Consider the following 21309-nt stretch of genomic DNA (forward strand, 5'->3'; position numbering starts at 1 on the left):
CGCCGCGGTCGCACGCACAGGGCGTTCAGGCGAGTGGCGGCTGGTGCAATGCGCGACGCACCTGCTCCTGGACCGCGTCGCCCCGCAAGCCGCGCAGAATGAACACGAGCCGCGAGTCGCGACCATCTCCCGGCCACTGCGGCAAGGCCTCGAGCGGATAGAGCTGGCGGTGCACGCCGTGCACGGCGCAGGGCAACGCGTCGCCGGAGAAGCAGATCATGCCCTTGATGCGCAGCAGGCCCTGATCGTAGCGGGCCTGGATGTCATGCATGCCCGCCAGAAACTGGCCACGGCTGATCGGCGCGACCAAGGTCATCGAGAAATGCTCGACCTGGGCGTGACCGCCGGGCCGGCCCGGCGCGCCGAGCGGCTTCGAGTAGGCCGACAACCAGCCGTCGAGACCTTCGGGCGACGCGCGCTGCCGCGCGAGCGCGGCCTCTCCCAGCATGCTGTCGAGTGGCGCGTCCGCCCGCAGCACGGTGCAGGGCACCCCCGGATTGATGCGCATGACCTCAGCCCGGGCGCTTTCGATGCGTGCGGGATTGACCAGATCGGCCTTGCTGAAGGCCACGACGTCGGCCAGGGCCAATTGCTGCGTCGCCTCTGGTTGCGTGCGCAGATGATTGTGCAGATGCTGCACGTCGGCGACCGCGATCGCGCCACGGTAGACGTAGCGCTCCGCCAGAAATGGATCCGTGCGCAACGTGAACAGGATAGGCGCCGGACTCGCGAGTCCGGTGGTCTCGATGAGAACGCGCCTGAAGGGTTTGATGCGCCGCTGAAGGGCGAGCATGAACAGCGAACGCAGTGTGTCGACGAGGCCGCCGCTGACCGTGCAGCAGATGCAGCCGCCTTCGAGGAGCACGATGCGGTCGTCGGCCACGCGCACCAGCTGGTGATCGATACCGATATCGCCGAGCTCGTTGACGATGACCGCGGCGTCGGCATAGGCCGGGTCGCGCACCAGACGATTGAGCAGCGTGGTCTTGCCGCTGCCCAGAAAACCCGTCAGAACGGTCAGCCCGATCCGCCGATCCTGTATTGCCCCACCACCGCTCATCCGCCTGATCCCGACTCACCACGCGCGCGCCCCCGAGGCGCGCTACCGCTGTTGTTTCGAGGCATGTTAGTACAGAGAGGGAGGCCCGACTATGTGCTGCGCAGCATGGGCGAGCGCGATGTTACGCTCACACAACGCCCAGACTCGCCTTCCCGATCTCTCAGGAGCCGCACATGTCCCTGCACCACGCCCGCCCCGGCGAGCTTATCGACATCCGTCCACTCGGGCCCGCGCTGCGTGACACGCCATCGAAGGCACTGGTGCGTTCGGACCAGATCGAAGTGCTGCGGCTGAGCTTGATGGCGGGCGAGACATTGCCTGCGCACGAAATCGCGGCGAGCGCCATCACCTTGCAGTGCCTCGAAGGCGTGGTCGAAGTCACGGCGTATGGCGTGACGCAGCCCATGGAAGCGGGCACGCTGCTGTTTCTGGCGGCCGGCGTGCCGCACAGCCTGCGCGCCATGACCGACACCTCGGTGCTGGTCACGCTGTTTCTCAATCGCGCACCGCTCCCGCCGACCTCAGCCTGAGCGCGCCGGCCCGCACAGAAAATCTCGCGCAGAAAGCCAAAAGGGCCATTCACTTGCGTGAATGGCCCTCGAATACTTTGGCTCCCCGAGCTGGGCTCGAACCAGCGACCTGCGGATTAACAGTCCGTCGCTCTACCGACTGAGCTATCGGGGAACTGCTAAGAAACGAGATTATGAAGGAATTTTTCAAACTGTGCAAGCGAGGGGGTTAGAGAATTTTTTTGCGCCGCAGGCTTCACAATGCCTGAAAACTTCTGATATGATTTCGGTCTTTCCTGATCTGCACTTACCTGCAGAGATGCTAGGCAAAAACGCCAAGCAGAAATGCAAGGCATGTAGCAAAAGCGGATTCGGAAAACAAAACAAAGCACAGGTTAAAAGCCGGCATAGCTCAGTTGGTAGAGCAGCGCATTCGTAATGCGAAGGTCGGGGGTTCGACTCCTCTTGCCGGCACCAGTTGTAAGGAAAGGGCCACCCATCTGGGTGGCCCTTTGCTATTGGGCGAAACCGCGAGGCCACCATTACGGTGGCCTTTTGTTTTTGAGGCACGCTGTGCGAATGCGCATTTCAAAACAACGCCGCCCCATGGGCGGCGCTGTGAACCGGTCTGCGGCAGCGGCGGAACAGACGGTCCGCCACCGACGCATTCATTCTGCGTCGGGCTGATTCTGAGGCTGTGCGTCGACGAAGGCCTGCAACTCGCCGCAGGCCGCATCGATGCGTTCGATCGTCGGGAACGCGCTCATATCGCAGCCGAACCGGCGCGCGTTGTACACCTGGGGCACGAGGCAAAGGTCGGCGACGGTGGGCGTGTCGCCGTGGCAGAAGCGTCCGGTGTCATCGGACTGCGCCAGCATCGCTTCGAGCGCGCCCAGACCCACATCGACCCAATGGCGGTACCACTCGTTCTTGGCGTCGTCGGACACTTGCAGCGTGTGCTTGAGGTACTTCAGCACGCGCAGGTTGTTCAGCGGATGGGTATCGCACGCGACCGCCTGGGCCAGCCCGCGCACCCGCGCACGACCCAGCGCGTCGGCGGGCAGGAGCGGCACTTCGGGGCGGGTCTCGTCGAGATACTCGATGATGGCGAGCGATTGACCCAGCGCCGCGCCGTCGTCGACCAGCGTGGGCACCAGCGCCGCCGGATTGAGCGCGCGGTAGGTATCGCTCAGTTGCTGCCCGCCGTCCTTCAGCAGATGGACCGGCACGTATTCATAGGAGAGCCCCTTCAGATTGAGCGCGATGCGCACGCGGTAGGCTGCCGAACTGCGGAAGTATCCGTACAACTGCATGAAGAGGTCTCCTGATTGTTATGTATGAGGGCACCGGACGGCACGGGTGTTGAGGTGCGCCGGCAGGCCAGCATGCGATGGGCGCGATCCCGACGTGCCGGCATCGCAGCCCCCGCCCGGCCGCGCGGACCGGACGGACAAGCCGATTACTCCAGCGTCTCGATCTGCGCGCTCTTGCGCGAGAGCCCGCGAGGCAGCGGAAACGCCACGTTTTCTTCGAGGCCGGGCATGGTGCGCACCGACACGGCACCCAGCTCGCGCACCCGCGTGATCACCTGCTGCACCAGCACTTCGGGCGCCGATGCGCCGGCCGTGATGCCGATGCGCTGGCGGCCTTCGAGCCAGGCGGGATCGATCGCGGCGGCGCCATCGACCAGATACGCATCGACGCCGATGCGCTCGGCGACTTCACGCAGCCGGTTGGAATTCGAGCTGTTGGGGCTGCCCACCACGAGCACGAGATCGCACTCCGGCGCCAGGACCTTGACCGCATCCTGGCGGTTCTGGGTGGCGTAACAGATGTCGCTCTTCTTGGGCTCGACGATGGTCGGGAAACGCGCCTTGAGCGCCGCCGAAACCGTGGCCGCGTCGTCCACCGAGAGCGTGGTCTGGGTGACGTAGGCGAGGTTGTCGGGGTTGACGACCTCGAGGGCCGCGACATCTTCGGCGGTCTCGACGAGATACATGCCGCCCTGCGCCTGGCCCAGCGTGCCTTCGACCTCGGGGTGCCCCTTGTGGCCGATCATGATGATTTCGCGGCCGGCGGCGCGCATGCGAGCCACCTCGACGTGCACCTTGGTCACGAGCGGGCAGGTCGCGTCGAACACGCGCAGCCCGCGCTCGTCGGCCTCGGCGCGCACGGCCTTGGACACACCATGCGCCGAAAACACGACGATCGCGCCCGCAGGCGCCTGCTCGAGCTCGTCGATGAAGATCGCGCCCTTGCCGCGCAGGTCTTCGACCACGTAGCGGTTATGCACGATCTCGTGGCGCACATAGATCGGCGCGCCGTGCAGCTCGAGGGCGCGCTCGACGATTTCGATCGCGCGATCCACACCGGCACAGAAGCCGCGCGGCTGCGCGAGCAGGACTTCCGCCTCGGGGGCGGTGACGGAGACGGGCATTACAGAACTCCCAGAATGGCGACGTCGACCCGCAGACGGGTGCCGGCCAGCGGGTGGTTGAAGTCGAACATCGCCCAGTCGTCGTTCATTTCTTTGAGCACGCCGGAATACCGCCCGCCGTTGGGGGCCGTGAACTCGACCAGATCGCCGGGCGCGAAGGTGGCGTCGGCACCCGCGTGTTCGGCGAGCATCTTGCGCGTGACCTTCTGGATCAGATCGGGGTTGCGATCTCCGTAGGCGTCGGCCGGCTCGAGCGTATAGCTGAAGCGCTCGCCTTCCAGGCGGCCGGTGAGCGGCGCCTCCATGCCCGGCGCCCACTGGCCGCCGCCCATCTGCAGGGTGGCGGGACGGCCGTCGAAGGTGTCGGTGAAAACCGAACCCTCCGCCGGGCCGGAGGCCAGGACGATGCGGTAGTGCAGGGTGAGGTAGGAGTCCGGACGGATGGAAACAGTCATTTTGCGTGAGGCGGCGCCAGGGCTTTGGCACTCTATTTGAACATCGATGAACCTGATTTTAGAGCCTAGACGATGAACCTGCCCGACCGCATCCCCGAAACCGAACGCCCGCGCGAGCGTCTGACCTCCCACGGCGCCCACGCACTGCAGGATTCGGAGCTCCTGGCCGTGATCCTGCGCACCGGCGCGCGCGGCACCCACGCGATCGATCTGGCCCGCGAATTGATCCTGCGCTATGGCGGGCTGCGGGGCGTGCTGTCCGCGCCGCTGCACGAGCTGTGCCAGACCCACGGATTGGGCATGGCCAAGGCCAGCAGCCTGGCGGCGGTGCTGGAGATGGCGCGGCGCGCCCATGTCGAGCCGTTGCGCTCGCGCAACCTGATGTCACACCCGGAAGCCGTGCGCCAATATTGTGTCGCGGCGCTGGGCCACCTCGAGATCGAGCTCTGCCTGGCCCTGTTTCTGGACCAGCGGCTGCATCTGATCGAGGCCACCGAACTGGCGCGCGGCACGCTGAATCAAGCGTCCCTGTATCCGCGCGAGGTGGTGCGCGAGGCGCTGCGGCGCCACGCCGCGGCGATGGTGCTGGCCCACAACCACCCGTCGGGCGCCACCCGGCCCAGCGCGGCCGACGTGGCCATCACGCGCCACCTGAAACAGGCGCTCGCGCTGGTCGACGTGCGGCTGGTCGACCACCTGATCGTGGCGCGCGACCAGGCCATCTCGATGGCCGAACTGGGCGAACTCTGACGGCGCACGCGCGCGCGTTTCTCTCGTCGGGGCGGCCGATTTTCGTTAGACTAGGCGCCGACGCAGGAATTACTTTAACCATGAAACGTTTGTGGGACATTTCGCCGCCGGTCTCGGCCAGCTCCCCGGTTTTTCCGGGAGACACGCCGTACAGCCAGCAATGGAAATGGACGCTGACGCCGGACTGTCCGGTCAATGTCAGCGAGGTCCGCATGTCGCCCCATATCGGCGCCCATGCGGATGCCCCCCTGCACTATCAAAATGACGCCGCCGCCATCGGCGCGGTGTCGCTCGAGCCCTTTCTGGGCGTGTGCCGCGTCATTCATGCGATCGACTGCGGACCGCTGATCCTGCCCGAAGATCTCGAGCCCTGGGCGCACTCCCTGCCTCCGCGCGTGCTGGTGCGTACGGCCAAGCATGCCGCGCTCGACTGGTGGACCGACGATTTTTCCGCCTACGCGCCCCAGACCATCGAATGGCTGCATGCACGCGGCGTGACGCTGATCGGCATCGATACGCCGAGCATCGACCCCGCGTCCAGCAAGACCCTGGACAGCCATCACACCATCCTGCGGCACGACATCCGCGTGCTGGAGAATCTGCTGCTCGATGAGGTGCCGGCGGGCGATTACGAATTGATCGCCCTGCCGCTGAAGCTGATCCAGGCCGACGCCAGCCCGGTGCGTGCGGTATTGCGCTCGCTGGGCTGACCCTTGCATGCCCGCCGCCACACCCGTGGCGGCATCGAGATCTGCCATGACCGACAAACCCCGCAGCGCGCCGCCCACGGGCGGCTGCCCCATGCACGCCAAGCCCGAAGACATCGTCCATACCGAACGCGCGCAACTCGATTTTTCGCGCGACATGACGTACGGCGATTATCTCGACCTCGATCGCATTCTGGGCGCGCAGCATCCGCTCTCGCCCGAGCACAACGAAATGCTCTTCATCGTGCAGCACCAGACCAGCGAGCTCTGGATGAAGCTGATGCTGCACGAGCTGCGCGCCGCGATCGCCAGCATCAGCCAGGATCGCCTGCCCCCCGCCTTCAAGATGCTGGCGCGGGTCAGCAAGATCATGGAGCAGCTGGTCCATGCCTGGGACGTACTGGCCACCATGACCCCGCCCGAGTACTCGGCCCTGCGCCCGTACCTGGCGAAGTCGAGCGGCTTTCAGAGCTATCAATACCGCCAGATCGAGTTTCTGTTGGGCAACAAGAACGCGGCCATGCTGCGCCCGCACGCCCATCGCGCGGACCTGCTGGCGCAGGTTCAGGCCGCCTACGAGGCGCCGTCGCTCTACGACGAGTCGCTGCGCCTCTTGGCCCGTCACGGCGTGCCGGTGCCGGCGTCCCACCTGGAACGCGACTGGACCCAGCCCTATGCCGCGGACGACGGCGTGGAGGAAGCCTGGCTCACGGTGTACCGCGACACCGAGCGCTACTGGGACCTGTATCAGCTGGGCGAGAAGCTGACCGATCTCGAGGACGCGTTCCGCCTGTGGCGTTTCCGCCACGTCACCACCGTGGAGCGCGTGATCGGCTTCAAGCGCGGCACCGGCGGAACCTCGGGGGTCGACTATCTGCGCAAGATGCTCGATGTCGTGCTGTTCCCCGAGATCTGGCGCCTGCGCACGGAGCTCTGACGCCCGGGCCCGACCGGACCGCCCACGGCCCCTTCCCCGGCCGTGGGCGCCCTGCCCGCATCAAATCCGCCACGAAACGGCCCTGCGTGCTAGAATTAAGGGTTACTTTTTGGATACGTGGTCCGGCGCGAGGGTTTTGCGTCTGGCTGGCGACCCGCCCAACCCTAGGATTCGACATGAAAGAAGGCATTCACCCCGAATACCGCGAAGTGGTGTTCCTCGACGTGCAGACCGGCAACAAGTTCGTCACGCGCTCGACCATCAACACCCGCGAAACCATCGACATCGATGGCAAGACGTACCCGCTCTTCAAGTGCGACGTGACGTCCGAATCGCACCCGTTCTACACCGGCGCCCAAACCCGTATCGTCGAAACCGGCCGCGTCGAGAAGTTCCGCGCCCGCTTCGCCCGCACGGCTGGCACCGTCAAGTCGGCTTCGTAATTCACGAGCCGCTGCGGCACTCCTCCGGGAGGCGCACGAAAAAGCAGCCCTCGGGCTGCTTTTTTTTCCCCTCGATTTCCCACACCGGATCGGCCCGCCTCGCGCCGCTCCGCAATTAGGGCTGCCGATTCCACGTCGGTCGGTTACATTACGTCAGTGTCCCCACTTACGCGCTCCACTCCCGCCAGACTGACCGCGCTGGCCACCGCCAAGCTGCCTCGGCTGGTCCTGATCGGCCTGTCGCTCGCCTATATCGTGGCGGGCCTGTTCATGCGCGACCCCTGGAAGACCGACGACGCCGTGGGACTGGCGACGATGGTGACGGCGCTGCGCGAGGGCGGCATCACCTGGCTGCTGCCGCAGGTGGGTCATCTGGCGCACGCGGAAGAAGGCCCGTTCATCACCTGGGTGGGCGCCATTTCGATGTGGCTCTTCGGGCCACTGCTCGGTGACATCGCCGCGGGCCGCCTGCCCAATCTGCTTTGGTTCGGCATCAGCGTGTTTTCGGTCTGGTACGGCACCTACCTGCTGGGCCGACGCAACGAAGCCCAGCCGCTGGCGCTGCCGTTCGGCGGCGAGCCCTCGGTGCGCGACTATGGCCGCATGCTGGCCGACGCTGCTCTGCTGCTGTTGCTGGCCACCGTGGGCATTTTGCAGCGCGTGCACGAGACCTCGGTCGTGCCGGCCATTCTGGCCTCGCAGGCCCTCGCGTTCTATGCGATGGCGCGCACGCTCGACCGCCCTTTCCTGGGCGCGACGACGCTGGGCGTGGCCGTGGCGACCGCCTTTCTGACCCGCGGCTGGATCGGCGCCGCGCCGATCATGGTCGCCGCCGTGCTGGCGTTTTACCCGCGCAGCGCGCTCTGGCAACACAAGCGCTGGCTGCCCTGGGCCGCCCTGGTCGCGCTGGTGCTGATCCTGGCCTGGTGGCTGCCCGCCTCCACCGGTCATGGCAACGACTACTGGATCCGCAACTGGAAGATCTGGAACCTCACCTCGTTCGACTGGCCCCAGATCGGCACCACCGGCCGCGCACTGCGCGATCTGCCCTGGTACCTGTGGCCGACGTGGCCGCTGGCGCTGCTCGCGATCTGGCGCTGGCGCGCCTGGCTGTTCGCCCCGCACATCTGGCTGCCGCTGATGTTGCTGGTGCCGGCTGCCATCATGCTGCTGATGCTCGAAGAGCCCAACGACGCCGAATACATTCTGCTCGTCGTGCCCTGCGCCGCCCTGGCCGCGTTCTCGCTGCCCACGCTGCGCCGCGGGGTGGTCAATGCGCTCGATTGGTTCGCCGTGATGTGCTTCTCGCTCACGGTCGCGACGGCGTGGCTGGGCTGGGTGGCCCTGCACTTCGGCTGGCCCACGCAGATCGCACGCAACATCGCGCGTCAGACCACGGGGTATGAACCGCAGATTTCGTGGATTGCCTTCCTGCTGGCCCTGGTCGTGACCGGCGCCTGGGTCACGCTGGTGGTCTGGCGTCTGCGCGTGAAGCCGCTCGCGCTGTGGCGCGGCACCGTGCTGTCAGCCGGCGGCCTGACCGCCACGTGGATCCTGCTGGTCCTGCTGTGGCAGCCGGCGGTCGACTACGCGCGCTCGTACCGCACGGTATCGGGCGAACTCGCACAGGCCTTGCGTGCCAACCTGAAGCCGGGCGAGTGCGCACGCGGCCTCAGCCTGGGCAGCGGCCAGCGCGCCTCGTTCCTGATCTTCGACAACCTGACGTTCTCGTACGACTCGCGCTGCACGCTGGTGCTGCAACAGACCACCCAAAGCAGTCTGCGCGATGGCACCGCCGCGTATAGCGAAGGGGCCACCGAGCTGTGGCGCGGCGGCCGCCGCGCCGATCGTCACGAGATCTTCCGCCTCCTGCGCGTCAACGCCCCGCGATGAACACCACCGTTGCGCCTCCCGTCGGCCTCGGCGCGACGATGCTGGGCATCGTCCGTCAGGCCTGGCCCGTGCTGGTGAGCCAGTGGGCCGGCATCGCTTTCGGCGTGCTCGACACCGCCATGACCGGGCATGCCAGCCCGCAGGATCTGGCGGCGATGTCGCTGTCGGCGTCCGTCTATATCACCGTGTTCGTCGGGCTGATGGGCGTGATCCATGCGCTCATCCCGATTCTCGCGCAGCAGTTCGGCGCGGGACGGCTGAGCGAGGTCGGGCGCACCTGGGGCCAGGGTGTCTGGCTGGCGCTCGGGCTCTCGCTGGCCGGCGCGGTGCTCATGCTGTTTCCCGACATGTGGCTGGCGTTCTCGGGCGATGTCGACCCCGAGGTGCGGTCGCGCATCACCTGGTATCTGCGCGCGCTGATTCTGGCGCTGCCGGCGGCGCTGGTGTTCCGCACGATCTACTGCCTGGGCACCGCCGTCTCGCGGCCCAAGGTGGTGATGAGCATCAACCTGGGCGCAATCGGTTTGAAGGCCTTCTTCAACTGGGTTCTGATCTACGGCAAGTTCGGCCTGCCGGCGCTCGGCGCCACGGGCGCCGGGCTCGCGACCGCGCTGGTGTCGTGGATCAGCCTCGCCGTGGGCTTGTGGTTCGTGGCGCGCAACGGCTACTTCCGCCAGTTCAGCCTGCGCGTGGAGCGCCCCGACTGGAAGGCGTTGCGCGAGCTGCTGCGCCTGGGCCTGCCGATGGGCGGCTCGTATCTCGTCGAAGTGTCCGCCTTCACCTTCATGGCCTTGCTGGTGGCGCGCGAAGGCACGTATGTGTCAGGCGGACATCAGATCATGTCGAACCTGGCCGCGCTCTGCTACATGATGCCGATGGCGCTCGGCGTGGCGACGGCCGCGATGACGGCACAGTCGATCGGCGCCGGTCGCCTCGAACACGCACATCGATGCGGCCTGGCCGGACTGGTGCTGGGATTGCTGGGCGCGCTGCTGACGTCGGTGATCCTGCTGGTCGGACGTCCGGCCATCCTGGCCGCCTACACCGACGACGTACAGGTGGCCGCCGTCGCCGCATCGCTGCTGGCCGTGATTCCGTTCTTCCATCTGTGCGACTCGATGCAATGCATCAACTCGTACCTGTTGCGCGCGTACAAGGTGGCGGTCGTGCCGCTGATCCTGCAGACGGTGGCATTGGCCGGCGTGGGGCTCGTGGGCGGCTGGTGGCTGGGCTTCGGCCCGGGCCTGGAAAGCGCCGCGCATGGCACGGTCGAAGGCCTGCGCAATCTGATCATGCCGGGCTCGCCGCAAGGCGCCGGCACGATGTGGATGATGGCCATGGTGGGCCTGGGCTTGTCGGCCATCCTGCTGCACGTCTGGTACTGGCGCATCGTGTATCGCGTGCGCACCCAGGGCATCGACGCCGTCATTCCCCGCTAGTCGTCTCACCTGAAACACGGAGGCCCCGCCCGACGCACTGACGCCGGGCGGGGCCTTGTCTTTGGCCGCGCACCGCGCCGTGAGCGCGGCGCGGCGCGGCGACACTACTTGACCGAGGCAGCGCTGGTCTTGGCCTTGGCATGCGCGTGCGTGCCGGTCTTTTTGGCGTGATGCTTGGAAGCGTGCGTCTTGGTGTGGGCCGTGGCGCCCGGGGTCGCGTCGGCGGGCGCCGCGAAAGCGGACGGCGCGGCGGCGAGGCCCAGGCACAGGGCCGAGGTGGACAGGAAAGCAGCAATGCGCGATTGAGTGGTCATCTGAGAGACTCCTGGTCAGGCATGAGGCCCGGACAGCGGGCCAGCTGGGGTCAGCCGCGACCGCGCCTGTACCCTCACTGCGTTGGAGCGCGCAAAGGGTGCCGTGGTTCTGCGCTGCACGACTCTTTTGCGCACGTAACGACTCGACACGGCGCCGACATCGGAGCGACAGACTTCGTTCATCGTGGCGTCAGCCTGCGCGGCCGCGCACGCCCGGCGCGTCAGCCTTCGAAGACGAGCAGCGCGACTGTGGCCATGAGCATTACCGCGAAGTAGATGCGCAGCTTGCGCTCGGGCAGGCGATAGGCCAGACGCACGCCGACCGGCACGAAGACCAGGCTCCCGATCGCGAGCGGCAGCCCGACCCACCAGTTGGCCTCGCCGGCCCAGGTGTAGGTGACGAGGGCGATGGTCGATCCCGGGATCACCATGCTGAGCGCGAGCGCCTGCGCGGCGGTTTGCGGCAGGCGGAACACCGAGGTCAGGATCGGCACGGCCAGCACGGCGCCGCCGACGCCGAAGAAGCCGCCCAAGGTGCCGCACACCATGCCGAGCACGCAGGCGCGGCGTGGAGTGAAGGCGGGTGCGGCGGCCGATGCCGCGCCGGCCGTTGCCGCGGCGGCCGTGCCGTCGTTCTTCGGCTTGCCCCGCCGCAACGTCTGCTGGATGTAGTGCAGCGCGATCACGAACAGGAACACGGCGAAACTCAGGCGCAGCGTGCTCGACGGGATGCCGAGCGCGAGCCGGGCGCCGATCCAGGTGAAGAACATCGCACCCGCGGCGCCGGCGGCGGCCGCGCGCAGATCGATGCGCGCCTGCTGGTGATATTTGCGCACGGCCATCATGATCGTGGGCAACACCATGATGAGCGCGGTGCCCTGCGCCATCTGCTGCGACATGCCCAGCGTCAGCACCAGCGCGGGAATGGCGATCATGCCGCCCCCGATCCCGAGCACCCCGCCCATGAAACCGATCATGGCGCCGCTCGCCAGACCCGCCACCATCACCCACACACTCACGTGCCACTCCTCGATGCATGAAATCGGCCCGGGCGATGCGTGGCAACCCCCGGGCCCGTATGACGTCTGGCGCGCTTCCTCAGCGCAGTTTTTCGAGTGCGTCCTCGAGACGATCCACCGCCCAGATCTCCAGGCCCTCGATGGGCTGGCGCGGGGCGTTGGCCTTGGGGATCAGCGCCACGCTGAAGCCCAGCTTCGCGGCTTCGCGCAGGCGCTCCTGGCCGCGCGGCGCGGGCCGGATCTCGCCCGCCAGGCCGATCTCGCCGAACGCGATCAGCCCCTTGGGCAGCGGCCGATCGCGCAACGACGACATGATGGCCAGCAACACGGGCAGGTCGGCCGCGGGCTCGGTGATGCGTACGCCGCCCACGGCGTTGACGAAGACGTCCTGGTCGAACGTCGACACACCGGCGTGACGATGCAACACCGCGAGCAGCATCGCCAGCCGGTTGCTCTCGAGGCCCACGGTGAGGCGCTTGGGATTGGGGGCATGCGAGGCATCGACCAACGCCTGGATCTCGACCAGCAGCGGGCGCGTGCCCTCCTGCGTGGCCATCACGCACGAACCGGCCACCTGGCTCTGGTGTTGCGACAGAAACAGCGCGGACGGATTCGCGACGCCGCGCAGCCCGCGGTCGGTCATGGCGAACACGCCAAGCTCGTTGACCGCACCGAAGCGGTTCTTGAAGGCGCGCACCAGCCGGAACGAGGAATGGGTATCGCCCTCGAAATACAGGACGGTGTCGACGATGTGCTCGAGCACGCGCGGCCCGGCCAGCGCGCCATCTTTCGTGACGTGGCCGATCATGACGATCGCGATGCCGGTCTGCTTGGCCAGGCGGGTGAGCTGGGCGGCGCATTCGCGCACCTGCGACACCGAGCCCGGCGCCGCGGTCAGCTCGCCGCTGTAGAGGGTCTGGATGGAATCGATCACGGCCACGGCCGGCTTCTGCTCGGACACCGCCGCCTGAATCGCCTCGAGCCGGATCTCGGCGAGCAGATTGACCTCGCCCGTCTGCAGGCCCAGCCGCCGGGCGCGCAGCGCCACTTGCTCGGCCGACTCTTCGCCGGTGACATAAAGCACCGGCGTGGTGGCGGACAGGGACGCGAGCGCCTGTAGCAACAGGGTGGACTTGCCGATCCCCGGATCGCCGCCGATCAGCACCACCGCCCCGGCCACGAGACCGCCGCCCAGCACCCGGTCGAACTCTTCGAGCCCGGTGGGTTGACGCGGCGTTTCGCGGGCCTCGATTTCGGCAAGGCTGCGCACCGGACTGGAATTGGCCAGCGGTGCATAACGGTGGCTCGCCGCGGCCTGGCTGGCCGGCGACTCGACCGTTTCTTCGAGGGTGTTCCAGGCGGAACAATGCGGGCATTTGCCCTGCCATTTGAGGCTGGTGCCGCCGCACTCGGTGCAGACGTAGACGGTTCTGGATTTGGCCATGGGCGAGAGTGTACCGGGAAGCCCGGCGCCTGGACCGGGCCGGCCCGGCGCGCGCCCGACACACCCGGCCGGCCGGCGGATACATTCTTTTGCACTAAAGCCGGGCGGCTTTTAACCCCGATGTCGCGCGGCGGGCGTTTCACCGTACATCACCCCACACGAGGATGTCCGCCATGAGCCACCCGAACCGCCGCGCCGCCCGCTTCATGCCGCGCCTGATCTGCGTCTTCACCTCGCTGGCCCTGCTGGCCGCCTGCACGCCCTCCCGCGACACCGACGGTCAGGTTCGCAGCGCTCCCGGCACGACCGCGTCGGGCGCCGCTGCGAGCGCCGCCCCGGGCAGCGACGCCGCCAGCCCGGCAACGCGGCAACAGGAGTCGCAGGCGCGGGTCGACGCCAGCACCCTGAACGCGCCGCCGCCCCCGCCGCACCCGCAGCCCGCGATAACGCCCGCGAGCGAGCCGTACGCCGCCGCCACCGTGCGCCGCATGGTACCCGCTCCCGCCTCTTACTCGCCGCCCGCCGCCCAGGAGAGCCGGGACCGCTACAGCAAGTACACCGAGAATCCCGTGCGCATCACCCGGGAGGCGCCGCTGGCGACCTTCGGCGTGGACGTCGACACCGGCTCGTATACCCACGTGCGCCGCATGCTGTCGATGGGCAAGCTGCCGCCCACGGATGCGGTCCGTGCGGAGGAGTTCATCAACTATTTCGACTACGGCTACACGCCGCCCTCGAACCGCGACGTGCCCTTCTCGGTCACGACCGAGCTCGCGCCCTCGCCGTGGAACCCGAAACGGCAGTTGCTGCTGGTCGGCATCCAGGGCTGGCAGGCCGAGCCGAGCACGCTGCCGCCGGCCAACCTCGTGCTGCTGGTCGACACGTCGGGTTCGATGGCCGGCCCCGACCGGCTGCCGCTGATCCAGGCCGCCATGCGGCAGCTGGTGGGTCAGTTGCGGCCACAGGATCGCGTCGCCATCGTGACGTACGCGGGATCGGCGGGCGTGGCCCTGCCCTCGACGGCAGGCGACAAGAAAGCCGAGATCCTGGCGGCCATCGACGCCTTGCGCGCGGCGGGCTCCACCAACGGCTCGGCCGGTCTGGAGCTGGCCTACAACGAGGCGGCCCGCGGCTTCATCGATAAGGGCGTGAACCGCATCCTGCTCGCCAGCGATGGCGACTTCAACGTCGACACGACCGACATCGATGCGCTGAAAGAACGCATCTCGGTGCAGCGCAAGCGCGGCATCGGCCTGACGACGCTGGGCGTAGGTTCGGGCAACTTCAACGAAGCCCTGGCCCAGCAACTGGCCAACAGCGGCAACGGCAGCTACCACTATCTGGACAACCTGCAGGAAGCGCGGCGCGTGCTGGTCAACCAGATCGGCGCCACGCTCTACACGATTGCCAAGGACGCCAAGGTGCAGGTGGAGTTCAATCCGGCCTATGTCGCGGAGTACCGCCTGATCGGCTACGAGAAGCGCGCGCTCGCGAGCGAAGACTTCAACAACGATCAGGTCGATGCCGGCGAGATCGGCGCGGGAGCCAGCGTGACCGCGCTGTTCGAGATCACTCCCGTCGGGTCCGATGCGCCCAGCGTGGATCCGCTGCGTTACGGCGACAAAAAGGCCGCTGCCGATTCGAGCGCCGGCGCGAATGAGTTGGCCATGGTGAAGGTGCGCTACCAGAAGCCCGAAGGGGGCCCGAGCCACCTCGTGTCGCGGCCGGTATCGACGCGCGCCGACGCCGCGCCGTCCGATCGCCTGAGCCAGGCGGCCGCCGCCGGCGCCTTCGCACAATGGCTGCGCGGGGGCAAGTATCTCGCCGGCTACGCCCCCGCCGATATGGCCGCCCTGATCCGCCAGCACCGCCCCAACGCCGGTCAGACGGCGCTGGCCGATCTGGTCGATGTCGCCGGCAGTCTGGGCGTGCCGGTCCAGCGCTGAACGCCGTCTCGCGATGAACACGTTGGCCGCCCCGCTGCCCGCCGAGATTCCCGCCGCCCCGGGATGCGCGGCGGGCGCGGGGGCGATACACTTCGCCGCCATGGACTATGCGCGCGCGGAAGACGAAGCGTTGATGATGGCCTACGGCACCGAGGGCGACATGGCCGCCTTCGACGTGTTGTATGCGCGCCATCGCGCCGGCTTGTACCGCTATATCGCGCGTGGCGCCCGCCATCGGGAGCAGGTCGACGATCTGTTCCAGGAAACCTGGAGCCGCGTGATCGATGCCCGGGGGCGATACCGTCCCCAGGAATCCACGCGATTTTCCACCTGGCTTCTACAGATCGCGCATAATCTCTTGATCGACGCCTATCGCCGCCAGGCGCGTGCCGGCACGACGGTGAGCGATGACGACACGCTGCACCAACTCAGGGCGTCGGAACACGAACAGCCCGACCAGCAGCTGTCGCAATTCCAGTTGCGTCGCCGCCTGCAGCGCGCGATCGAAGCGTTGCCCCCCGATCAACGTCTTACCCTGCTTTTGAAACTGGAGCATGATTCGAGTGTGGACGAGATCGCTGCCATCACCGAGGCGCCGCGCGAGACCGTGCGGTCGCGTCTGCGTTACGCCACACGCCGGATTCGCGAGGAGCTAGGCGCATGAGCCCTCATATGTCGCCCGACGACGACACCGAAGATCGCGACCTGCGCGGCCTTTACCGCCATCTGCCGCCCGTCGAACCGTCCGCCCAGCTCGATTCGGCGATTCGCGGGCAGGCGGCGAGCGCCGCCGCGTCGGATCGGCGTGGCCGGCGTCCGCACGGCACCTGGCATCCCGGTTGGGGCGTGGCGGCGTCGGTGCTGGCCGTGTGCGCCCTGCTGTTCCTCACCGACTACAGCGATCTGGCCAACACGCCCACGCTCGACAGCGAGTCCGACGAAACGGCCGCCGTGGATGAAGAGGCGCCGCAACCCGAGATCGACACGCAGCTGGCAACGCCGCCGCCGCTGGGCACCTATGCGCCCGCCCCGGCGCCGGCCCTGCCCTCGACCCTGACGGCGCCGGGCGGCACGGCCGCGCCACCGCCACCGCCGCCGCCCGCCGCCCCCGGCGCCGCGCCGGACGCAGCGCCTGCCGTGCCGGCCGTGCCCAGCCCCGAACCCTCGGCGGAATCCGCGTCGGCGCTCGAAGGTTCGCGCGCCCGCATGGCCCGGCCCGCGCCGCGCGCCGCGGCGCCGCTCGCATCGGCACCGGCGGCCGAAGCGCCGGCTGCCGCAGCGCCGGCTGCCGGCACACCCTCCGCTGAAGCTCCCGCTCCCGCAGCGCCGGCTGCCGCAGCCCCCCCTGCCCCTGCCCCGGCTGGCGGAACGGCCGCGGGCGAAACGTCGGCGAGCGCGCAGGCGCCGTCGTCCTCCGACGCCAACGTCGCGCCGGCCCCCACCGAGCGCGGCGCGCCGCGGATGGCGGAAGTCGGCGAGGCCGCGCGCCGGTCGGAACAGTCCTTCAGCGGCGAGCCGCTGCCCGGCAGCGCCCTGCCGGCGGAGCGCGCCGCCGAAGGCGCGAAGGCGCAACTCGCTGCCAATCCCAATCACACCGTAAAGCCGCCCGCCGGCCCGGACGCCACCTCGCGCATCGAGTACATCCGCGCGCTGTTGCGCAACAACCAGCGCAACAACGCGCTCGCGCAACTGCACTCGCTGCACGACGACGAACCCGAGATCGAGTTGCCGCCGGATTTGGTCGCGCTGTTGCCCGCCGCCGAAACCGTGCCGGCGGCGCCGTCGCCCCTGCCGCCCCCACCCGCGCCGCAGCCCGCCGCGCAGCCTGACAGCGCCGCGCCAGGCACGACGTCTCCCGCCGCGACGCCGTCGCCGGACGGCACGACGCCGGCCGATCCGGGCACCGCCCCTCGACCCTCTCCCTGATCGCTCATGGACCTGCTGACCAACCATTTCAAACGCGCGCTGGCCGCCCGCCAGCCCCAGATCGGTTTGTGGGCCGGTCTCGCTCATCCGTACACCGCTGAAATCTGCGCCGGCGCGGGCTTCGACTGGCTCGTCATCGACGGCGAGCATTCGCCCAACACGCTGCAGACCATGTTGTCGCAGTTGCAGGCCGTGGCGCCCTACCCGGTCATGCCGGTCGTGCGTCCGGGCAGCAATGATCCCGTCGAACTCAAGCGCATCCTCGACATCGGCGCGCAGACCGTGCTGATTCCGATGGTGCAGTCCGCCGAAGAAGCGGCGCGCGCGGTGGCGGCGGTGCGCTATCCGCCTCAGGGTATCCGTGGCGTCGGCAGCGCGCTCGCACGCGCGGCCCGCTGGAATCGGGTGCCCGATTACCTGGCCCGCGCCAACGAGGAGATCTGCGTGCTGGTCCAGATCGAGACGCCGCAAGGACTGGAAGCGCTCGAGTCCATCGCGGCCGTCGAGGGCGTGGACGGTCTGTTCATCGGGCCGGCCGATCTGTCGGCCAGCATGGGTTATCTGAGCGAACCCGATCACCCCGAGATGCTTGCCACCCTGGACCGCACGATCGAACGCATCGTGGCCACGGGCCGGGCGGCCGGCATCCTGCACGGCGATCCGGCCCGCGCGCAGCATTTTCTGGATCTGGGCGCCACGTTCGTGGCCGTGGGCGCCGATGCTTCGCTGCTGGCGCGTGCCAGCGAGCAACTGGTGCAACGGTTCAAGCCGGGCGCCGCGGCAACCGCCCGCACGCAGGGACCCTACTGAGCCACACGGGCCGAGGCCGTCGCCTGACGCCCGCGCCCGCCAAGCACAAAAAACAAGGCCGCCGGATCGCTCCAGCGGCCTTGTTGCATGGGTATGAAATGCCCCCACGCCGCGCCTGCGGCTTGCTGCCCCCCGAGGGGGCGCTTTTTGTCTTGGGGCGGCCCGGCGACAAAAAAGATCAGCGTCCGCCCAGCGCGCCGCCGCCGTCCACGCCGATGACCTGGCCGGTGATGTAGCCCGCGTCGTCGGACAGGAGGAATGCGATGGCGGCCGCGACATCCGCGGGCGAACCCAGACGCTTCATCGGGATCGAGGCCAGCGCGCGCTTTTCGGCATCGCTGCCGGCCGGGTGGTTGGCGCGGAACAGCTCGGTCTCGATCGGGCCCGGCGCCACGGCGTTGGCCGTGATGCCGTATTCGGCGAGCTCGAGCGCCCAGGTGCGGGTGCAGCCCACCAGCGCGCTCTTGGCCGCGGAGTAGGCGGTCCGGTGCAGCGAGCCCTGGACGGCACGGCTGCAGACGTTGACGATCCGGCCCGCGCGGCGCGCCTTCATGGATTCGATGAAGGCCTGCGTGACCTGCACCGCGACGCGCACGTTCAGGTCGAGCACGGTGTAAAGCGTGGCGAGGTCGATCTCGCCCAAGGCCTGCGGCGACACCACGCCGACGTTGTTGACGACGGCGTCGACCGGGAATTTTTCACGGATCTCGCGCAACACCTCTTCGGTGCGGCCGGCGTCGGAAAGATCACAGGCGTAGAGATAACCGGGGAAGTCCACATCGGTGGTATTGCGCGCGATTCCGACCACGTGACAGCCCAGGTCCGTCAACCGCTGCGACAGCGCCCAGCCGATGCCCTTGGTTGCGCCCGTCACGAGCACACATTTGTCCTTCATGGATCGAAACCTCGCTAAATTATTGCCGTGGCTGCCCACGCTGCCACGGTTCGTTCGGCCGCCCCGTGAGGGCGGATTCGCCTAGTAGACACCAAGCCGGGGCGCGCTGTCTTGTAACTTGCGTTGCCGTCCGCCGCTATCCGGGTGTCCACGTACGGGACACGGCCGCGTCGGCCCCGACGGCCGGCAAAAGCCAGGACTGAAACCGCAGGCTCGTAATGGCGGACTCGAAACGCGCCGGTCAGACCACGAAACGCGGCACCCGCGGCGCGACGGCGCACAGCAGCTCGTAGCCGATGGTGCCGGCATGCGTGGCGACCTCGTCGACGCTCGGGCCGCCCTCGCCCCACAGCACGACAGGCGTGCCGAAGGCGGCGCCCGGCACCGGATCGAGATCTACCATCAGCATGTCCATCGACACGCGGCCGACCAGACGCGTGGTCACGCCGCCGACCGTGACCGGCGTGCCGGTGCCGGCATGGCGGGGATAGCCGTCGGCATAGCCGCACGCCACCACCCCGATGCGCATCGGCGCGGGCGCGGTGAAAGTGGCGCCATAGCCCACGGCGGCGCCGGCGGGAATCTCCTGCACGGACAGCAGCTCGGAACGCAGCGTCATGGCCGGGCGCAGGCCGAAGCTCGCGGCGTCGGCATCCGCGAACGGCGAGGCGCCGTACAGGCAGATGCCCGGGCGCACCCAGTGGGTGGTCTGCGCGTCGCCCACCGCGATCTCCGCGTAGCGCAGCGTGGCGGCCGAGTTGCAGACGCTGACCGGCCCCGCCGCCAGGCCCTGCGTGTTGGCGTTGAAGACGTTCATCTGCGCGGCGACGCCCTGCTCGCCGTCGGCGCAGGCAAAGTGCGTCATTTTGCCGACGGTGCCGAGCTGGCCGCGCTCTTGAAGCTGCAGCGCGCGGGCATGCGCGGGGCCGTACGAATGGGCGCTGAAGCCCAGGCGGTTCATGCCGGTGTTGAGCTTGAGCATGATGTCGACCCGCCGCGACAGCTTCGCATGCGCGAGCATGTCGAGCTGCTCGCGATTGTGCACGGAAGTGGTGAGGTGGTAGCGGTCGACGATATCGAGGTCGTCGGGCTCGAAAAAGCCCTCGAGCAGCAGGATCGGACCACCCCAGCCGGCCTCGCGGCAGCGCACGGCCTCCTGCAGATCGAGCATGGCCAGACCCTGCGCATCGGAAAAGCCGGACACTGCCTGCTCGATGCCGTGGCCGTAGGCGTTGGCCTTGATCACGGCCCAGATCGAGGCGGGCGTGCCGCCCGCGCGCTCCGCCGTGCGATCGAGGTGCTCGCGCACCACGGACAGGTTATGCCGCAGGGCGGCAGGAGCTATCGAGACGGAGATCGGACGCGGCATGAGGATTTTCCTTCAAGCCGCCTAGTCTAACTGATCGCTGACATCCGGACACCCGCCGCGCCCCGGGCAGCCACTAAAATACGGGGCCTGCGCGGGATGGGCCCGCGCACCGCCGCTACACAAGGTATATGGCCGTCGACCACTACGAGAACTTTCCCGTGGCCTCGCTGCTGCTGCCGCGCCGCTTGCGGCCGGCCGTGCGCGACATCTACCGCTACGCCCGCCATGCCGACGACCTGGCCGACGAGGGCGACGCCGCGCCCGACGAGCGTCTGCGCGCCCTGCAGGCCTATCGGGCCGAACTGCATCGCATCGGCGCCGAACCGGCCACCCGGGTGCCCGGGGACCCCGCGCTGGCGCCCATCTTCGATCCACTGGCGGCCACCATCGCGCGCCATCAGTTGCCGATCACGCCGTTCTTCGACCTGCTGTCGGCCTTCGAGCAGGACGTGACCACCACGCGCTACGCCGATTACGCCACCCTCCTCGACTACTGCAGCCGGTCGGCCAACCCGGTGGGCAGACTGATGCTGCATCTCTATGGCGCGGCCGACCAGGCCAACCTGCGCGACGCCGACGCCATCTGCACCGGGCTGCAACTGGTCAACTTCTGGCAGGATGTACGGGTCGACTGGCGCAAGGCGCGCGTCTACCTGCCCCAGGAAGACCTGGACCGTTTCGGCGTGAGCGACGAAGACATCGCGGTCTGCCGTCTCACGCCCGCGTGGCGCCAGCTGATGGCCTTCGAGGTCGAGCGCACGCGCGCACTGCTACACTCTGGCGCTGCGCTGCCGCGCCGGCTGCCCGGGCGCATCGGCCTCGAACTGAGGCTGGTGGTTCAGGGCGGATTGCGCATCCTGCAACGCATCGAACACGCCAACTACGACGTATTCATGAATCGCCCCGTACTGGGCGCCAAAGATTGGGCCCTCATGCTGTGGCGCTCCCTGACTTGA

The 21309-nt window shown here is 68.2% G+C and carries 21 protein-coding genes and 2 tRNA genes; 13 read left to right on the forward strand and 10 right to left on the reverse strand.

Features of this window, described 5'->3' with window-relative positions:
• Positions 1-25: 25 nt before the first annotated feature.
• Positions 26-1060, reverse strand: a complete 1035-nt coding sequence (locus tag CAL25_RS12840) for a CobW family GTP-binding protein (protein ID WP_094800554.1) — start codon at positions 1058-1060, stop codon at positions 26-28.
• 173 nt (positions 1061-1233) lie between these two features.
• On the opposite strand from CAL25_RS12840, the gene CAL25_RS12845 reads away from it, so the two are divergent.
• Positions 1234-1590 carry a cupin domain-containing protein gene (locus tag CAL25_RS12845; RefSeq protein WP_094800556.1) on the forward strand — a complete coding sequence of 119 codons (357 nt, stop codon included), beginning with the start codon at positions 1234-1236 and terminating at the stop codon, positions 1588-1590.
• A 78-nt stretch (positions 1591-1668) separates the two neighbouring features.
• Here CAL25_RS12845 and CAL25_RS12850 read toward each other — a convergent pair.
• Positions 1669-1744, reverse strand: a tRNA-Asn gene (locus tag CAL25_RS12850).
• 226 nt (positions 1745-1970) lie between these two features.
• Between CAL25_RS12850 and CAL25_RS12855 the strand changes: the two genes are divergently transcribed.
• Positions 1971-2046 (forward strand) — tRNA-Thr (locus CAL25_RS12855).
• A 191-nt stretch (positions 2047-2237) separates the two neighbouring features.
• Here the strand turns inward: CAL25_RS12855 and maiA are convergent.
• The 3 genes from maiA to CAL25_RS12870 all read right to left on the reverse strand — a co-directional run bounded on the left by maiA (position 2238) and on the right by CAL25_RS12870 (position 4461).
• A complete protein-coding gene (gene maiA / locus CAL25_RS12860; protein WP_094800558.1) occupies positions 2238-2882 on the reverse strand; it encodes a maleylacetoacetate isomerase in 645 nt (214 codons plus the stop codon).
• Positions 2883-3028: 146 nt separating this feature from the next.
• Positions 3029-4006, reverse strand: a complete 978-nt coding sequence (ispH, locus tag CAL25_RS12865; RefSeq protein WP_094800560.1) for a 4-hydroxy-3-methylbut-2-enyl diphosphate reductase — start codon at positions 4004-4006, stop codon at positions 3029-3031.
• Positions 4006-4461 (reverse strand): FKBP-type peptidyl-prolyl cis-trans isomerase, encoded by a 456-nt coding sequence (locus CAL25_RS12870; protein ID WP_094800562.1) that lies wholly within the window; start codon positions 4459-4461, stop codon positions 4006-4008. Before CAL25_RS12870 ends, ispH begins: the two co-directional genes overlap by 1 nt.
• A gap of 72 nt (positions 4462-4533) precedes the next feature.
• Here CAL25_RS12870 and radC point away from each other — a divergent pair, with 72 nt between their 5' ends.
• From radC to CAL25_RS12900, 6 genes are all read left to right on the forward strand, one after another.
• Positions 4534-5211 carry a RadC family protein gene (gene radC, locus CAL25_RS12875; protein WP_094800564.1) on the forward strand — a complete coding sequence of 226 codons (678 nt, stop codon included), beginning with the start codon at positions 4534-4536 and terminating at the stop codon, positions 5209-5211.
• Between the two features lie 80 nt (positions 5212-5291).
• The gene (gene kynB / locus CAL25_RS12880; protein WP_094800566.1) at positions 5292-5921 is read left to right on the forward strand and encodes an arylformamidase; all 630 of its coding nucleotides are present in this window, start codon (positions 5292-5294) and stop codon (positions 5919-5921) included.
• A 46-nt stretch (positions 5922-5967) separates the two neighbouring features.
• Entirely contained in the window at positions 5968-6855 is an 888-nt protein-coding gene (gene kynA / locus CAL25_RS12885; protein WP_170948486.1) for a tryptophan 2,3-dioxygenase, read from the forward strand.
• A gap of 176 nt (positions 6856-7031) precedes the next feature.
• A complete protein-coding gene (locus CAL25_RS12890; RefSeq protein ID WP_094800568.1) occupies positions 7032-7298 on the forward strand; it encodes a type B 50S ribosomal protein L31 in 267 nt (88 codons plus the stop codon).
• A 156-nt stretch (positions 7299-7454) separates the two neighbouring features.
• On the forward strand, positions 7455-9191 hold the full coding sequence (locus CAL25_RS12895) for an ArnT family glycosyltransferase (protein ID WP_094800570.1): 1737 nt from the start codon (positions 7455-7457) through the stop codon (positions 9189-9191).
• Complete coding sequence (locus CAL25_RS12900; protein ID WP_094800572.1) at positions 9188-10630, forward strand: MATE family efflux transporter; 1443 nt, start codon at positions 9188-9190, stop codon at positions 10628-10630. The genes CAL25_RS12895 and CAL25_RS12900 overlap by 4 nt, the downstream gene beginning before the upstream one ends.
• A gap of 104 nt (positions 10631-10734) precedes the next feature.
• Here the strand turns inward: CAL25_RS12900 and CAL25_RS12905 are convergent, their stop codons facing one another.
• The 3 genes from CAL25_RS12905 to radA all read right to left on the reverse strand — a co-directional run bounded on the left by CAL25_RS12905 (position 10735) and on the right by radA (position 13407).
• Complete coding sequence (locus CAL25_RS12905) at positions 10735-10944, reverse strand: hypothetical protein (protein ID WP_094800574.1); 210 nt, start codon at positions 10942-10944, stop codon at positions 10735-10737.
• Between the two features lie 221 nt (positions 10945-11165).
• Positions 11166-11963, reverse strand: a complete 798-nt coding sequence (locus CAL25_RS12910) for a sulfite exporter TauE/SafE family protein (protein ID WP_094800576.1) — start codon at positions 11961-11963, stop codon at positions 11166-11168.
• 79 nt (positions 11964-12042) lie between these two features.
• Positions 12043-13407: a DNA repair protein RadA gene (gene radA, locus CAL25_RS12915; RefSeq protein ID WP_094800578.1), complete on the reverse strand. Its 1365-nt coding sequence runs from the start codon at positions 13405-13407 to the stop codon at positions 12043-12045.
• A 173-nt stretch (positions 13408-13580) separates the two neighbouring features.
• On the opposite strand from radA, the gene CAL25_RS12920 reads away from it, so the two are divergent.
• Genes CAL25_RS12920 through hpaI form a run of 4 tightly spaced genes read left to right on the forward strand, consistent with a single transcriptional unit; the run spans position 13581 to position 18089 of the window.
• Positions 13581-15353 (forward strand): vWA domain-containing protein, encoded by a 1773-nt coding sequence (locus CAL25_RS12920; RefSeq protein WP_249279059.1) that lies wholly within the window; start codon positions 13581-13583, stop codon positions 15351-15353.
• A complete protein-coding gene (locus CAL25_RS12925) occupies positions 15316-16017 on the forward strand; it encodes an RNA polymerase sigma factor (RefSeq protein ID WP_249279060.1) in 702 nt (233 codons plus the stop codon). Before CAL25_RS12920 ends, CAL25_RS12925 begins: the two co-directional genes overlap by 38 nt.
• Positions 16014-17279, forward strand: a complete 1266-nt coding sequence (locus CAL25_RS12930) for a hypothetical protein (protein ID WP_141217933.1) — start codon at positions 16014-16016, stop codon at positions 17277-17279. Before CAL25_RS12925 ends, CAL25_RS12930 begins: the two co-directional genes overlap by 4 nt.
• A gap of 6 nt (positions 17280-17285) precedes the next feature.
• On the forward strand, positions 17286-18089 hold the full coding sequence (hpaI, locus tag CAL25_RS12935) for a 4-hydroxy-2-oxoheptanedioate aldolase (protein ID WP_094800582.1): 804 nt from the start codon (positions 17286-17288) through the stop codon (positions 18087-18089).
• Positions 18090-18267: 178 nt separating this feature from the next.
• On the opposite strand, the gene CAL25_RS12940 is transcribed toward hpaI, so the two are convergent.
• Together CAL25_RS12940 and alr are read right to left on the reverse strand one after the other, a co-directional pair.
• Positions 18268-18984, reverse strand: a complete 717-nt coding sequence (locus tag CAL25_RS12940; protein ID WP_094800584.1) for an SDR family oxidoreductase — start codon at positions 18982-18984, stop codon at positions 18268-18270.
• Between the two features lie 241 nt (positions 18985-19225).
• On the reverse strand, positions 19226-20353 hold the full coding sequence (gene alr, locus CAL25_RS12945) for an alanine racemase (protein WP_094800586.1): 1128 nt from the start codon (positions 20351-20353) through the stop codon (positions 19226-19228).
• A 128-nt stretch (positions 20354-20481) separates the two neighbouring features.
• On the opposite strand from alr, the gene hpnC reads away from it, so the two are divergent.
• On the forward strand, positions 20482-21309 hold the full coding sequence (hpnC, locus tag CAL25_RS12950) for a squalene synthase HpnC (protein WP_094800588.1): 828 nt from the start codon (positions 20482-20484) through the stop codon (positions 21307-21309).

The organism is Bordetella genomosp. 5 (assembly GCF_002261315.1).
Classification (GTDB): Bacteria; Pseudomonadota; Gammaproteobacteria; order Burkholderiales; family Burkholderiaceae_B; genus Bordetella.